This window comes from Tissierella carlieri (genome assembly GCF_018917285.1).
Classification (GTDB): Bacteria; Bacillota; Clostridia; order Tissierellales; family Tissierellaceae; genus Tissierella; species Tissierella carlieri.
Genome location: NZ_JAHLOH010000053.1, coordinates 143,931 through 160,203 on the forward strand (window position 1 = coordinate 143,931; position 16,273 = coordinate 160,203).

Annotated in this window: 15 protein-coding genes; all 15 read left to right on the forward strand. The window is 29.9% G+C overall.

The features are described from left to right. Nucleotides 1-2: 2 nt before the first annotated feature. The 15 genes from frr to rpsO all read left to right on the forward strand — a co-directional run bounded on the left by frr (nt 3) and on the right by rpsO (nt 16,242). On the forward strand, nt 3-560 hold the full coding sequence (frr, locus tag KQI38_RS19755) for a ribosome recycling factor (RefSeq protein ID WP_094900110.1): 558 nt from the start codon (nt 3-5) through the stop codon (nt 558-560). A gap of 51 nt (nt 561-611) precedes the next feature. Beyond that, entirely contained in the window at nt 612-1,361 is a 750-nt protein-coding gene (locus KQI38_RS19760; RefSeq protein WP_256310224.1) for an isoprenyl transferase, read from the forward strand. Next, nucleotides 1,362-2,138, forward strand: coding sequence for a phosphatidate cytidylyltransferase (locus KQI38_RS19765; RefSeq protein ID WP_216562535.1), 777 nt, complete (start codon nt 1,362-1,364; stop codon nt 2,136-2,138). It abuts the gene before it with no gap. Between the two features lie 18 nt (nt 2,139-2,156). After that, nucleotides 2,157-3,164, forward strand: coding sequence for an RIP metalloprotease RseP (rseP, locus tag KQI38_RS19770; RefSeq protein ID WP_216562537.1), 1,008 nt, complete (start codon nt 2,157-2,159; stop codon nt 3,162-3,164). A gap of 12 nt (nt 3,165-3,176) precedes the next feature. Then, the gene (gene ispG / locus KQI38_RS19775) at nt 3,177-4,226 is read left to right on the forward strand and encodes a flavodoxin-dependent (E)-4-hydroxy-3-methylbut-2-enyl-diphosphate synthase (protein ID WP_216562539.1); all 1,050 of its coding nucleotides are present in this window, start codon (nt 3,177-3,179) and stop codon (nt 4,224-4,226) included. 40 nt (nt 4,227-4,266) lie between these two features. After that, nucleotides 4,267-8,541, forward strand: a complete 4,275-nt coding sequence (locus KQI38_RS19780) for a PolC-type DNA polymerase III (RefSeq protein WP_216562541.1) — start codon at nt 4,267-4,269, stop codon at nt 8,539-8,541. A gap of 136 nt (nt 8,542-8,677) precedes the next feature. Beyond that, nucleotides 8,678-9,142, forward strand: a complete 465-nt coding sequence (gene rimP, locus KQI38_RS19785) for a ribosome maturation factor RimP (RefSeq protein WP_216562543.1) — start codon at nt 8,678-8,680, stop codon at nt 9,140-9,142. 13 nt (nt 9,143-9,155) lie between these two features. Further along, entirely contained in the window at nt 9,156-10,202 is a 1,047-nt protein-coding gene (gene nusA / locus KQI38_RS19790) for a transcription termination factor NusA (protein WP_216562545.1), read from the forward strand. 11 nt (nt 10,203-10,213) lie between these two features. Then, nucleotides 10,214-10,489, forward strand: a complete 276-nt coding sequence (gene rnpM / locus KQI38_RS19795; RefSeq protein WP_094900117.1) for an RNase P modulator RnpM — start codon at nt 10,214-10,216, stop codon at nt 10,487-10,489. 38 nt (nt 10,490-10,527) lie between these two features. Then, nucleotides 10,528-12,675 (forward strand): translation initiation factor IF-2, encoded by a 2,148-nt coding sequence (gene infB / locus KQI38_RS19800; protein WP_216562547.1) that lies wholly within the window; start codon nt 10,528-10,530, stop codon nt 12,673-12,675. 10 nt (nt 12,676-12,685) lie between these two features. Then, the gene (rbfA, locus tag KQI38_RS19805) at nt 12,686-13,066 is read left to right on the forward strand and encodes a 30S ribosome-binding factor RbfA (protein ID WP_216562549.1); all 381 of its coding nucleotides are present in this window, start codon (nt 12,686-12,688) and stop codon (nt 13,064-13,066) included. Continuing rightward, nucleotides 13,059-14,027: a DHH family phosphoesterase gene (locus tag KQI38_RS19810; protein ID WP_246565936.1), complete on the forward strand. Its 969-nt coding sequence runs from the start codon at nt 13,059-13,061 to the stop codon at nt 14,025-14,027. The genes rbfA and KQI38_RS19810 overlap by 8 nt, the downstream gene beginning before the upstream one ends. Before the next feature lie 8 nt (nt 14,028-14,035). Next, on the forward strand, nt 14,036-14,926 hold the full coding sequence (truB, locus tag KQI38_RS19815; protein WP_216562553.1) for a tRNA pseudouridine(55) synthase TruB: 891 nt from the start codon (nt 14,036-14,038) through the stop codon (nt 14,924-14,926). Between the two features lie 10 nt (nt 14,927-14,936). Then, a complete protein-coding gene (locus KQI38_RS19820; RefSeq protein ID WP_216562555.1) occupies nt 14,937-15,851 on the forward strand; it encodes a bifunctional riboflavin kinase/FAD synthetase in 915 nt (304 codons plus the stop codon). A 124-nt stretch (nt 15,852-15,975) separates the two neighbouring features. Continuing rightward, nucleotides 15,976-16,242, forward strand: a complete 267-nt coding sequence (rpsO, locus tag KQI38_RS19825) for a 30S ribosomal protein S15 (RefSeq protein WP_072972299.1) — start codon at nt 15,976-15,978, stop codon at nt 16,240-16,242. Nucleotides 16,243-16,273: the final 31 nt, after the last annotated feature.

Below are 16,273 nucleotides of genomic sequence, written 5' to 3' on the forward strand. Positions count from 1 at the left end.
TTATGTATACTGGACTTTACAAAGAAGCAGAAGAAAAGATGAAAAAGACTATTTCGGTTTACAAAGAAGAGTTACAAAGCATTAGAGCGGGGAGAGCAAACCCGTCATTACTTGACAAAATCACAGTAGATTACTATGGACAGATAACACCTTTAAAACAGGTAGGAAGCGTTTCGGCTCCAGAACCAAGAATGTTAGTTATTCAACCTTGGGATGTAAAATTGATACCGGTAATCGAAAAAGAAATATTAAAATCTGATTTAGGTCTAAATCCATCAAATGATGGTAAAGTAATCAGATTGCTGATTCCTGCCCTAACTGAGGAAAGAAGAAAAGAATTAACAAAAGTAGTTAAGAAAAACGGAGAAAATGCTAAAGTTGCTATTAGAAATATAAGAAGAGACCTAAATGAACAATTAAAAAAGATGGAAAAAAACAAAGAAATTAGTGAAGATGATAAAAAATTAGCAGAAGCTGAAATCCAAAAAATAACTGATAAGTTTATTGAAGAATTAGATGCAGTAACAAAGAAAAAAGAAGACGAATTAATGGAAATATAATAAAAAACCCCTTCTTCATAGGAAGGGGTTTTTAGTGATGAGGTGATATATGTGGCAGATATTAATCAAACAATAGAACAACTTAAATCTCAAATTGATATGATAAATCTTCCAAAACATGTTGCAATAATTATGGATGGAAATGGTAGATGGGCAAAAAAAAGATTTTTACCAAGAAATTTCGGTCATCAAGAAGGAATGGAAAGAGTAATTGAAATTGTTGGAGCTGCATCTAATTTGGGGATAAAACATTTATCACTTTATGCTTTTTCAACAGAAAATTGGAAGAGGCCTCTGGAGGAAGTGCAAGGCTTGATGAAAATTTTAGTTCAATATATAATGCGAGAATTAGATAAATTACATAAGAATAATGTCAAAGTACAAATTATGGGAGATATTGAAAAATTACCAAAGTATGCTAAAGATGAAGTAATAAAAACCATGAGAACTACCTCCCAAAATACTGGAATGATATTAAATATTGGATTAAACTATGGTGGAAGAGATGAAATAATATTTGGAATTAAAAACCTTTTAATTGATATAGAAATGGGTAAAATTAATATAGATGATTTAAATGAAACTAACTTTTCCAATTATCTATATACAAAAGGGCAACCTGATCCTGATTTGCTTATTAGACCAAGTGGAGAACTTAGACTTAGTAATTTTATGTTATATCAAATAGCTTATACAGAATTTTGCTTTTATGATATACTATGGCCAGACTTTACAGAAAAACATTTATTATTATCCATTATTGATTATCAAAAAAGAAATAGAAGATTTGGAGGAATATAAGTGAAAGATTTAAGCAAGAGATTCTTTAGTGGCTTAGTTGGTTTAATCCTATTAATTTTCATTGTCTCAAAGGGAGGATATTTGTTATCTTTTGCTGTTTATATAGTTTCGATAATTGGTTTAAGAGAATTTTATAAGGCTATAGAGAAAGTTAATATTAAGCCTATTTATCTAGTTGGATATTTAGGAGTAACTGGATTATTCATAAATATTATGTTAGAAAATAAATATTTAGGACTTATTATTACTTTACTTATTATTACTTTACTTATTTTATTTATTACTAATAAAAATATATCTATAGAGGATATATCAATAACTCTTTTGGGAATAGCATATATTCCGTTTTTGCTTTCTCATATTATATATTTAGATAATAGTAAGTATATTTGGCTAGTTTTTATTATAGCATTTGGTACAGATACATTTGCGTATATAGCAGGGAATTTATTTGGAAAAAGAAAATTATGCCCTAAAATCAGCCCTAAGAAAACAATAGAAGGATCTATAGGAGGTATATTAGGTAGTACTATTTTACTTATCATATATTCAATATACTTTAATTTAAATCCTATGTGGAAAATTATTCTGCTTTCTATTATTTGCTCAGTAATAGCTCAATTAGGAGATTTAGCGGCTTCAAAAATAAAGAGACTTTGTGGAATAAAGGATTATGGATCTATAATGCCTGGACATGGTGGTGTATTAGATAGATTTGATAGTATAATTTTTACTGTTCCAGTAATATACTACTATATTAGTATCTTTTTAATTTAAAATATAGGTGGTGTTTAAATGTTAACAGCGGTATCAGCAATATTTGTTTTTTTGATGGTAATATTAGTACATGAATTTGGTCACTTTGCCGTAGCCAAAATTGTAGGAATTAAAGTTAATGAATTTTCTATAGGCATGGGGCCTAAATTATTTCAAAAGAAAAAAGGAGAAACTGAATATACTTTAAGAGCATTACCAATTGGTGGATATGTAAAAATGGAAGGTGAAGATGAAGTTTCTGATGATCCTAGAGGTTTTAATAAGGTATCTGCATTATCCAGAATAGCAGTTGTAGCAGCAGGAGCAATTATGAATTTCATCTTAGCAATTGTTATACTAGCCATTGTTTCTTATGGAATAGGTATGCCGACAAACATAGTTGATAAGGCATTACCAGGTTCACCTGCAGAGAAAAGTGGATTGATATCAAATGATATTATAATTAGCATAAATAGTATAGAAATAAATAACTGGGAATCTATAGCTAACTCCATAAATAACTCTGACCCTAATAAAGAGATGGAAATACAAGTTAAAAGAGATGGTCAAGTAAAAAAACTTATGGTTAAACCTACAGTTGATGAAGAAGGAAGAACTATAATTGGTATAGCGCCTAAATATGAAAAATCTATATCCTTAGCTATAAAAGGTGGATTTGAAAAAACCTTAATGTTTCTAGGATTAATGTTTGACTTTGTAGGAATGATATTCAAAGGTAAAGTTGGGATTAAGCATTTATCAGGTCCCGTTGGTGTAATTCATGAAGTAGGAGCAGCCGCAAAACTTGGAGTATATAATCTACTCTATATCTTAGGTTTTATTAGCATTAACTTAGGCTTCTTCAATTTACTTCCTATACCAGCATTAGATGGAAGTAGAATAGTGTTTTTGTTAATAGAATTAGTCAGAGGAAAACCAATAGCTCCAGAAAAAGAGGGGTTCATACATTTTGTTGGCTTCGTTCTATTGATATCACTAATGTTATTAGTAACTTATAGAGATATACTCAAATTTAATATTTTTTAGTAGGTGATAAAATTGATTAGAAAAAAAACTAAGGTAATCAAAGTTGGTAATGTACTAATTGGTGGAGACAACCCTATTTCAATTCAATCTATGACTAATACATTGACAAAAGATATTGTTTCTACTATTAATCAAATAAAAAAATTAGAGGATGCAGGTTGTGACATCATTAGGTCTGCTATTACGGATTTGGAAGATGCAAAGGCTATAAAAGAGATAAAAAGACAAATTAATATTCCAATAATTGCTGATATTCAGTATGACTATAGACTAGCCTTAGAATCTATTAAGTATGGAACCGATGGACTAAGGTTAAATCCAGGAAATATAGGTTCTTTAGACAAAGTTAAAGAAGTTGTAAAAGCCTGTAAAGAAAATAATATTTCTATTAGGGTTGGAGTAAATGCTGGTTCTCTAAAGAAGGAGTTTTTAGAAAAATATAATGGTGTAAATGAGGATTCTATGGTTTATAGCGCTTTAGAACAAATCAGATTATTGGAAGATATGGATTTCTATGATATAAAAATTTCTTTAAAAGCAAGTAACGTACCTCTTACTATTAAAGCATATGAAAAGATGTCTAATATGGTAGATTATCCGTTACATTTAGGAATCACTGAAGCTGGACCAATCTGGAGAGGAACTGTTAAATCCTCTGTTGGAATAGGTGCCTTGTTGTCAATGGGTATAGGAGATACAGTAAGAATATCTTTGACAGGCGACCCTGTAGAAGAAGTAAAAGTAGGTAGAGAAATTCTTAAGTCCCTCAACCTTTTGAATGAAGGTATAGAAATAATATCGTGTCCTACTTGTGGAAGAACAAATATTGATTTAATTAATATAGTAGAAGAGGCTGAAAAAAGACTTGAAGGAATTAATAAACATATAAAAGTTGCTATAATGGGATGTGCAGTAAATGGTCCTGGAGAAGCTAGGGAAGCAGATATAGGAATAGCTGGAGGAAAAGGTGAAGGACTTATTTTTAGAAAAGGTGAAATAATAAAAAAGGTTAGAGAAGAAAATTTACTTGATGAATTGTTAAAAGAAATAGAAAAGTTATAATATTTTCATATCCCAGGAGGAGAAGGGGGATAAATTATACATGAAGAATAATCAACTATATCTTTCAGAATTTATTACAAAAGAAGGACTAGAGGATATTAGGAATTTGAAAATTATCATTAATAAAATTCAAATATTTAAAAAAACAATGACCTTAATAGTACACCTTGAATCCCCTACCTTAATTAATAATATAATATCTAATAAAATAAATAGAGTTTTCAAAGATAAGTTTACTCAATTTAAAGTGCAGATAAGATTTAGATATAATGTCATAGGAAGCACTGAAGACAAGATAAAGTTCTATGAAGACAATATTTTAGAAATTATTAAATTAGAAATTCAGTCTAGTAATTCTTGGATTGAAGGTTTAAAATGGGAGATCATTAATGACTCCCTTGTAATTTTTCCACCGAATAAGGTGGCATATTACTCATTAGAAGAAAATGGAATTATAAAAAAAATTAAAAATGCAATCTTAGAAGAAATAGATTTAAATATAGACATCAAAATTTCGGAGCATCAATTTATAGATGAGGAAGGCTTTCTTGATCAAAAAGGTGTTGAAGAAAAAGAGATTGCAAAGGATATTATTATCAATATAGCTGAAGGTTCTAAAGCCAATTCCTCTAATAATAACTTGAATAGGCCTAATAAATATTATATCTATGGAAAAGAAATAAAAGAATCACCTATTAAGGTAAGAGATATTAATATGCAAACTGGCTCTTGTGTAATAGAAGGTATAGTTTTTCAACTTGCAACTAGAGAAGTTAGAGATAATAAGACCCTTGTCATATTCTATGTCTCAGATTTTACAGACTCTATTACTGTGAAAGTATTTTTATCTGAAGAACAAACATCTGAATTTCTTGCAAATGTAGCAAATGATTCTCATGTAAAAGTTGAAGGAGATGTAATATTTGATAACTACTCTAAGAGTACAGTAATAATGCTGAAATCACTTAGTAAAATTGATAAGTTCGAAAAAAAAGATAATGCGGAGGAAAAAAGAGTGGAACTACATCTTCATACACAAATGAGTTCGATGGATGGAGTTACACCACTAAAAAAAATCGCAACTAGAGCTAAAGAATGGGGACATAAAGCATTAGCTATAACTGATCATGGTATTGTTCAAAGCTTTCCAGAAGCCATGGATCTGAGTAAATCATTAGGTATAAAAATGATATATGGTATGGAAGGCTATTTAATAAATGATAAGAAAGAAATAGTAAACAATTTTGATGAAAATAAAGATTATTCAACTTATATAGTTTTTGATATAGAGACTACTGGATTATCTGCTATAAATGATATGATAACGGAGATTGGTGCTGTTAAAATTAGAGATGGAGAAATTATAGATACTTATAGTCAGTTAATAAATCCTGAAAGACCAATACCAGAATTAATTACCAACATTACAGGTATTACAGATAATATGGTAAAAGACAAGCCAATTATTAAAGATGTAATTTTAGATTTCGTAAAATTTATTGGAGACGATGTTTTAGTTGCACATAACGCTTCTTTTGATATTGGATTCATTAGAGAAAAGATGAAGCTGATCAATATAGAACTAAACAATCCAGTACTAGATACATTAGAGTTATCTAGAGCAGTGTTTCCATCTTTGAAGAGCCATAAATTGAATCTTGTGGCTAAACACCTGAATGTAGATTTAGTTAATCATCATAGGGCTGTAGATGATGCTACTGCTACAGCTAAAATATTTCTTAAGATATTAGATATTCTAAAAGAAAGAAATATAATAAGCTTTAGACAGATAAATACTTTAAATTCCAGCAAAGATTTTTCAAAGGATGAAAGCTTTCATATAATTATACTAGCTAAAAATCTAATTGGTCTTAAAAATTTATATAAATTAGTATCAGAGTCACATATAAACTATTTCCATAGAAGACCCAGAATTCCAAAATCTCTTATAGAAGCAAATAGAGAAGGTCTAATAATTGGTAGTGCATGTGAAGCAGGAGAATTATATAAAGCAATAATAAAAAATAGAAGCCTAAATGAAATAAGAAATATTGTAAAGTTTTATGATTATTTAGAAATTCAACCAATTGAAAATAATATGTATTTAGTTAGGGAAGGAACAGTAAAAGATGAGAATCAGTTGAGAGAAATAAATAAAAAAATATATAAATTAGGAAAAGAGAATAAAAAGCCTGTTGTAGCAACCGGAGATGTACATTTTTTAGATCCAGAAGATGAAATATATAGGAGAATACTAATGTCAGGTCAAAAATTTCAGGATGCAGATATTCAGCCTCCTTTATATTTTAGAACCACCGAAGAGATGCTAGAAGAATTTTCATACTTGGGTAAAGAAATTGCAGAAGAAGTAGTTATAAAAAACACTAATTTGATAAATGATATGATAGAGGAAATATTACCAATTCCAGAAGGAACTTTTCCACCAGTCATTGAAGGTGCTGAGGAAGAGTTAAGAAGGATAACATATGATAAAACTGTAGAAGTATATGGAAATCCTTTGCCAGAAATTGTGGAAAAACGTTTGGAAAGGGAACTTAGTTCTATAATAAAAAATGGTTATGCTGTTATGTATATAATTGCACAGAAGCTTGTTTGGAAATCTTTAGAAGATGGATATTTAGTAGGTTCCAGAGGCTCAGTAGGCTCATCTTTTGTAGCTACAATGAGTGGCATTACAGAAGTAAATCCATTGGTTCCACATTATGTCTGTCCTAATTGTAAATATAGTGAATTCTTTGATGATAGCTCTATAGCTTCTGGTGCAGATCTTCCAGATAAAATCTGTCCTAAATGCCAAGCTAAATTGAACAAAGATGGTCATGATATTCCATTTGAAGTCTTTTTAGGATTTGAAGGTGATAAAGAGCCAGATATTGACTTAAATTTTGCAGGAGAATATCAGTCTGTAGCGCATAAGTACACTGAAGAACTTTTCGGAGAAGGTTATGTTTTCAGAGCAGGAACTATAGGAACAATTGCTGAAAAAACTGCATATGGCTTTGTCAAAAAATATCTTGAAGAAAGAGATATAAGTGTCAATGTGGCTGAAATTAATAGGCTGGTCCAAGGATGTACTGGAATCAAAAGGACTTCAGGTCAACATCCTGGTGGAGTTATGATTGTTCCAAAATATAAGGATATTTTGGATTTCACTCCCATTCAATATCCTGCAGATGATAAAAATTCAGGTGTAATAACAACTCATTTTGACTATAATGCTATTAGTGGGAGAATATTAAAGTTAGATATTCTTGGGCACGATGTGCCTACTATAATCAGAATGCTTGGTGACCTAACGGGAGTTGATCCTACTAAAATCCCTCTGGATGAGCCAAAAACTATGAAGCTGTTTACTAGTACTGAATCTTTAGGAATAACTAAAGATGATATAAACTGTGAAGTAGGAACTTTAGGAATACCTGAATTCGGCACAAAATTTGTAAGACAAATGCTTATTGATACAAAACCTAGTACTTTTTCCGAATTAGTAAGAATTAGTGGATTATCTCATGGTACAGATGTATGGATAAATAATGCTCAAAGCCTTGTTAAAGAAAATATTGCACCATTAAGCAAGGTAATTTCTACCAGAGAAGATATAATGTTAAACTTAATTAACTCAGGGATGAATAAGAAGAAAGCCTTTAAAATCATGGAAAAGGTTCGAAAGGGGAAAGGCTTATCTAAGGAAGAGGAAGAGGAAATGAGAAGTTTAAATGTGCCGGAATGGTACATAGAATCTTGTAATAAAATTAAATATATGTTCCCCAAAGCTCATGCTGCTGCTTATGTTATGATGTCTTTTAGAATAGCCTATTTTAAAGTATATTTTCCTGAGACATTTTATGCCACTTACTTTACTATTAAGGCCAATGATTTCGATGCAGATTTAGTTATTAAAGGTAAAGAAACTGTCAAAAACAAGATTCAGGAATTAGAAAAACTAGGAAATGATATGACTGCAAAGGAAAAGAATTTACTAACAGTTCTAGAAGTTGTTTTAGAGATGTATGCAAGGGGTTATAAGATTCAAAATGTAGATATTTACAAATCAGATAGTGATAGATTTATAATTGATGAAAATGGGATTCTACCACCACTTAAAAGCCTAGAAGGTCTTGGTGAAAATGTAGCCAGAAAAATTGTCGAAGAAAGAAATATCTCTAGATTTATATCTATAGAAGACTTAGTTAATCGTGGCAAAGTAAGTAAACCTGTATTAGAAGTATTAACTAATCATGGTTGTTTAGGTGATTTGCCATTAAGTAATCAAATAAGCCTTTTTAATATTTGATTTTTCCTTAATTTATGATATAATTAATTTGACAAAAATGAATTTTTTCTGGGAAAGAGTGGGTTAACCCACTCTTGATTTTTTATTGATATTGTTCTTGCATAATATTAAGTAAAAATTTATGGAGGTGAGTTGATTGAATAGAAAAGGCATAATAAGTATTGTCAAAGAAATATGTGAGCAGTTAGCAGATGAGTTAGGATATGAGTTAGTAGATGTAGAATTTTTAAAAGAGGGTTCAAATTATTTTCTAAGAGTATATCTTGATAAGCCAGGTGGAATAAATTTAGATGATTGTCAAAAGGTAAGTCAATTATTAAGTGATAAACTAGATGACAAAGATCCTATCACTACGCCATATTATTTAGAGGTTTCATCTCCAGGATTAGATAGACCTCTAAAGAATGATAAGGATTTGAAAAGAAATCTAGGAAAAGAAATTGAAATAAAATTATATGAGCCACTGAAGGGTAAAAAGATAATAGAAGGTATTCTAGAGGATTATGAAGAAAAAACAATTGTAATAAGAACAGAGATTAATGAAATTGTTACAATACCTAAGGAAGGCATTGCTTTAATTAAATTGGCAGTTAAATTTTAAGGAGGTTTAATGAATGAATGGAGATTTTATTGATGCCCTTCGTGAAATTGAGAAAGAGAAGGGCATTTCTAAAGATGTAATATTTGATGCTCTTGAGTCGGCACTTATCTCTAGCTATAAGAAAAACTTCAATGCATCTCAAAATGTTGAAGTTGAAATGGATAGAGAAACTGGGAAGGTAAAAGTGTTGGCATTAAAAGAAGTAGTGGATATAGTAGAAAACGAATACCTTGAAATAAGCTTAGAAGATGCAAAAGAAATTGATGATAGATTTCAGGCTGGAGATATTTTAAAAGTAGAAATCACCCCAAAGGATTTCGGTAGGATAGCGGCTCAAACTGCTAAACAAGTAGTTATTCAAAGAATAAGAGATGCAGAAAGAGATGTAATTTATGATGAGTTTATAAATAGAGAGAATGAGATAATTACTGGGTTAGTTCAGCGAATTAGTAAAAACAATGTATATATAGATTTAGGAAAGACTGAGGGCATATTGCCACCTTCTGAACAGATGGAAGGTGAAGAGTATAATCAGGGAGATAGGTTAAAATTACTTATATCAGAGGTTAAAAAGACAACGAAAGGACCTCAGATAATATTGTCTAGATCACATCCTAATCTTGTGAAGAGACTATTTGAGTTAGAGGTTCCAGAAATCAATGATGGAATAGTTGAAATATATTCTATATCTAGAGAAGCTGGCTCTAGAACAAAGATTTCAGTTTTCTCTAAAGATTCTAATGTAGATCCTCTTGGCTCATGTGTAGGTTTTAAAGGAAGTAGAGTAAAAGTAATAGTAGATGAATTAAAAGGTGAAAAAATAGATATTGTAATTTGGAGTAAAGATATAGGAGAATTTATTGCAAATAGTTTAAGTCCTTCTAAAGTATTAAATGTTATAACTAATGAAAAAGAAAAGTCCGCTGTTGTAGTAGTACCAGATTATCAACTTTCCTTAGCTATAGGTAAGGAAGGTCAAAATGCAAGATTAGCAGCAAAATTAACAAATTGGAAAATAGATATAAAATCTGAATCACAATATAATCAAGAAAATCAATAAGAGGTGATTATTTGAAAAAGAAAAAGATTCCTCTAAGAAAATGTATTGCTTGTGGTGAAGGCAAACCAAAGAAAGAATTAATAAGAGTTGTAAGAAATAATGAAAAAGAAGTAAGTATTGATATAACTGGTAAAATGAATGGACGTGGAGCATATATATGCTCCAATCTTGAATGTTTAGAACTTGCACAGAAAGGTAAAAAACTATCTAGAACTTTAGAAGTTGAAGTACCAAATGATGTATATGAAAGTTTAAAAGATATAATTCAATCAAAATTGGGAAAATAAGAAATATCACCTTTAAATATGATAGGGGGGTATATAATATGAAAAAAATTAGAGTATATGAATTGGCTAGGGAATTAGGAATTAGTAGCAAAGATTTAATTGAAAAAATTGTTAGTTTAGACATAACTGTAAGCAATCATATGAGTGCTTTAGAAGATGAAGATGCAAGGATAATAAAATCATTATTGTCAGAAGAAGAAGAGGAAAACATAGTTGGTGAAAAGTTTGATGATATTGATGAAAATATAAAAGATAGTAACAAGATTATCAGTAAAAGAGATGTCGAAGAAGATGAAAAAATTGTTAAAGAAATAGAAAATAGGGATAATACAAAACAAAGGAATAAGAAACAAAGAAATAAAAACAAAGTGAAGAATAATAGTATGAGTAAAGAAAATACTATAATTAGTAAAGAAGGGAATGAGGTTGTTATAGAAATCGAAGATAATATCATTGTAAAAGATTTAGCCGATAAAATAGGTGTAAGTCCATCACAAATAATTTCTAAATTAATAGGGTTAGGAGTAATGGTAAACCAAAATCAATCAATAGATTCTGATATAGCGATTATAGTTGCTGAAGAATTTGGTATTGAGTTAACGATAAAAGAAGCTTCTAAAGAAAGTCAAGAATCAATAGAAGATGAATTTAATTTAGACTACGAAGATAATCCAGAAGATTTAAAATCTAGAGCTCCTATAGTAACAGTAATGGGACACGTAGACCATGGTAAAACCTCTTTGCTAGATGCTATTAAAGAAACTAGTGTTACAAAATCTGAAGCTGGAGGAATTACTCAGCATATAGGTGCTTATGCTGTGAATATTAATAACAGAAAAATATGCTTCTTAGATACACCAGGTCACGAAGCTTTTACGTCTATGCGTGCTAGAGGTGCACAAGTGACAGATATTGCCATATTAGTCGTAGCAGCTGATGATGGAGTTATGCCTCAGACCATAGAAGCAATAAATCATGCTAAGGCTGCTAAGGTTCCAATAATCGTAGCAATTAATAAAATGGATAAACCTACAGCCAATGTAGATAGAATCAAACAAGAATTAGTAGAGAATGCTTTAGTTCCAGAGGATTGGGGCGGGGATACTATAACAGTGCCAGTATCAGCCAAAAATCGTCAAGGAATAGAAGAGTTACTTGAAATGATATTACTTGTTGCAGAAATACAAGAGTTAAAAGCTAATCCAAATAGGAATGCAGTGGGTACAATTGTAGAAGCTCAACTTGATAAAGGGAAGGGACCATTAGCTACTGTATTAGTTCAAAAAGGAACTTTGGAAGTTGGAGATATGGTTATTTCTGGTTCCGCTTTTGGTAGAGTAAGAGCTATGCTTGACGATAAAGGTAAAAGAGTTAAAAAAGCTGGTCCTTCAACACCAGTTGTAATACTTGGATTGTCTGAGGTACCTAATGCTGGAGATTTATTATATGAAGTAGATGATGAAAAAACAGCTAGATCCTTGGCGGAAAAGAGCAAAGAAGCAACTAGAGCAGAACAAATGAAAGCGGATCAAAAAGTATCTTTAGATGATTTATTTGAAAGAATAAAATTAGGTGAAATTAAAGATTTAAATATTATTATAAAAGCTGATGTTAGGGGTTCAATGGAAGCATTAAAACAATCCCTAGAAAAACTTGATACAGATGAAGTTAAGACAAATATTATACATGGTGGTGTAGGAGGTATTACAGAATCTGATATTATACTTGCTTCTGCATCTAATGCTATTGTTGTTGGTTTTAATGTTAGACCTAATTTAAATGCTATAGAAGTAGCTAAAAGAGAAAAAGTAGATGTTAGAACATATAGAGTAATTTATGAGGCAATCGAAGATATTCAAGCTGCAATTAAAGGTATGCATGCACCAAAAATTGTTGAAGAAGTAATAGGGAGAGCTGAGGTTAGGGCTACATTTAGATTACCTAATGGAAGCACTATAGCTGGTATTTATGTATTAGATGGAAAAATAGCTAGAAATGGGAAGATAAGACTTCTTAGAAATGATATTGTTATATTTGAAGGTGGGGTATCATCCTTAAAAAGATTTAAAGATGATGCAAGAGAAGTATTATCAGGATATGAAGCAGGATTAGGATTAGAAAATTATAATGATATAAAAGAAGGAGACTTATTAGAAGCTTACGTCCTAAAAGAAGTTGAGAAATAGAGGTGAAAAAATGAACAATAAAAGACTCAATCGAATTTCCGAAGAAGTAAAAAGGGTGGTTTCAGAACTGATTTATAATGGACTTAAAGATCCAAGAGTTAATTCCATGACAACTATAACAAAGGTGGAAGTAACTAGAGATTTAAGATACGCAAAGATTTATGTCTCAGTATTTGGAAATAAAGAAGAAAAGGAAAACACTCTATTGGGACTAGAAAGTGCAAAAGGATTTATTAGAAAAGAAATAAGTAGTAGAATTGATTTAAGATATGCTCCTGAGCCAATCTTTGTTTTAGATGAGTCTATAGAGCAAGGCATTTATATGTCTAAGTTAATTGAAGAAGTAAATAAGAACTCTAATGTATATGAGGAAGAGAAATATGATGAATAGTATTAAAAATTTATTTGATTTAGCAATCAAACAAATTCAAGAAAGTGAAAATATTTATATTGTTTCACATGTTCAGCCAGATGGTGATAATATAGGTTCAATACTTGCCTTATGGATGGCACTCAAAAATATAAAAGAAAGAGTTTTTATACTTAAAACTGATGAAATTCCCTCTGATTTTTTATTTCTTCCAAATATAAATATAATTAATGAATATAACCATGATGATAATATAGATCTTTTGATTACTCTAGATACTAGTGATGAAAGTAGATTAGGAAAAAATAAAGATTTATTGAATCAAGCTAAAACAGTTATTAATATTGATCACCATATTAGCAATAATAATTTTGGACATATAAATATTGTAGATAGCAATGCAGCTGCAACTGGTGAATTAGTATATAAACTAATAAATAGATTAAAAGTTCCTATTGATAAAGATATAGCTTCTTGTATTTATACTGCAATAAGCTCAGATACTGGTAGTTTTATGTATGATAATACTAGTGCAGAAACTCATGAAATTGCTGCAGAATTAATAAGAACAGGAATTGACAAAGGTAATATAAATATAAATTTATACCAGAGCAGAAGTATAGAGAGAACTATGTTATTTATAAAAGCCCTTGAAACCTTAAAACTATATTTTGAAAATAAGGTTGCTATAGTAAAGATAACTCGCAGTATGGTTGAAGAAGCTAATGCTAAAATGGAAGATACAGAAGGCATAGTTTCATTTATTAGGGAAATTGCTTCTGTAGAAGTCGCAACTATACTCAAAGAATTTAATGAAGAAGAAATAAAAGTTAGTATGAGAAGTAAAAGGTATGTAGATGTATCTTCCCTTTGTGCTAATTTGGGTGGTGGGGGACATATAAGAGCAGCAGGATGTACTATTAATTCTCCTATAGATATTGCCGAAAAATTGATTTTAAATGAACTAGAGAAAGTATTTTAGGTGATTATATGAATGGTATAATAAACTTTTTTAAGCCAAAGGGAATGACTTCACATGATGCTGTAGGTCTTTTAAGAAAAACATTAAAAACAAAAAAAATTGGACACACTGGAACTTTAGATCCAAATGCATCAGGAGTATTACCACTATGTATAGGAAAGGGAACTAGGATCGCAGAATATCTTCTTGATAGTGACAAGGAATATATTGGAGAATTAACACTAGGATATAGGACAGATACTCAAGATATAGATGGTAAGATAATATCTTCTTCTAACAAAATCGTTAGTGAAGAAGATATTATCAATGCCATGTCAAGATATATAGGTGATGTATCTCAACTGCCACCTATGTATTCTGCTTTAAAACATAAAGGTAAGAAGCTTTATGAATTGGCACGTGAAGGGAAGACTATTGAACGTACTCCTAGAAATATTAGAATATATGAACAAAAAGTATTGAATATAGAAGATTGCAGAAAAATTATTTTTTATACAAAATGTTCTAGAGGTACTTATATAAGAACATTATGTGATGATATTGGTATGGATTTGGGTACATATGGTTATATGTCATATTTACTGAGAGTAGGTGCAGGAAGTTTTAAAATTGAAAATGCTTATAGTATTGAGCATATTAGAACATTGAATTTAGAAGAAATTTCAAAAATCATAGTTCCTATGGATAAGGCTTTAGATCATTTAGAGGAATTTATTGTCCCAGAGGAATTATATTCTAAATTAATCAATGGTGTTATGTTACAATTTAATCTTATAGATGAAATTAAGGTTAATAAATTGCTTAGAGTTTATTGTAAAAATATATTTATCGGAATAGGAAAGATTAGCAGAATTGACTCTCAATTTTATTTGAAAATGGACAAAGTTTTAATAATATAAGGTGGTATACATGGAAATTATCGATTTATTAAACTATAATGAAACAAGATTTAATACAGCTATTGCTTTAGGAAATTTCGATGGCATTCACATAGGTCATCAGCAATTAATAAAAGCTATGATATCTAAATCTAAGGAGTTAGGCATAAAGTCATCACTTCTATTATTTAAAAGCCATACAAAAACTATAGTAGATAATAATAGACCAAGTATGATAACTAATAATAAACAAAAATTTAAAATTGCTGAAGACTTAGGAATAGATATTATCTATCTATTAGATTTCGATGATAAGATAATGAAATTATCTGGAGAAGAGTTTGTCAAAGATATCATTATAAATAAAATGAATGGAAAATTACTTGTAGTTGGATTTGATTATAGATTTGGGTATAAAGCTTCTGGAGATTCTAATTACTTAATGGAGCTTGGTAAAAAACATGGTATAGACGCAATTGTATTAGACCCTGTTTATGAAAATAATGAGATTATCAGTAGTTCTGGCATAAGAGAGTTAATAGCTAATGGAAATATTACTGATGTTTTAAATATATTAGGTAGACCATATTCCATTATGGGAAAAGTTATCCCAGGAAAAAATAGAGGAAATAAATTAGGATTTCCAACAGCTAATATAGAACCTATTGATAACTATGTAATACCTAAAAATGGAGTATATATGACTAATACCATAATAGATAACAAAAGATATATATCTGCTACAAATATTGGTTATAATCCTACCTTTAATGAAGATGTATTGAAGATAGAGACTTATATATTAAATTTTGAAGGAAATATATATGGTAAGACTTTGGAAATTGAATTTTTAGACTTTTTAAGAGATGATATTAAATTTGAAACAAAAGAAGATTTGATAAAGCAAATGAAAATAGATATAGAGATGATTAAATTAAGACATTAATATTTACATTTATTATTTATTATGATACTATTATATTGTTACATTACCTATGGCTATGTTTAACGTATCCTCGGCGTCTTACACAGCTATGGGAGTATATTAAAATTTTGGAGGTGTATTATTTATGTTAACAAAAGAAGTAAAGGAACAAATTATTAATGATTACAAATTACACGAAGGTGATACAGGTTCACCAGAAGTACAAATTGCAATCTTAACACACAGAATCAATTCTGTAAACGAGCATTTAAAAGCTCATAAAAAAGATCACCATTCAAGAAGAGGATTACTTAAAATGGTAGGTCAAAGAAGAGGCCTTTTAAAATATCTACAAAATAATGATATTGAAAGATATCGTTCTTTAATTGAAAAATTAGGCATCAGAGGTTAATAAGAGCGGGGGTATCCCGCTCTATTGATTT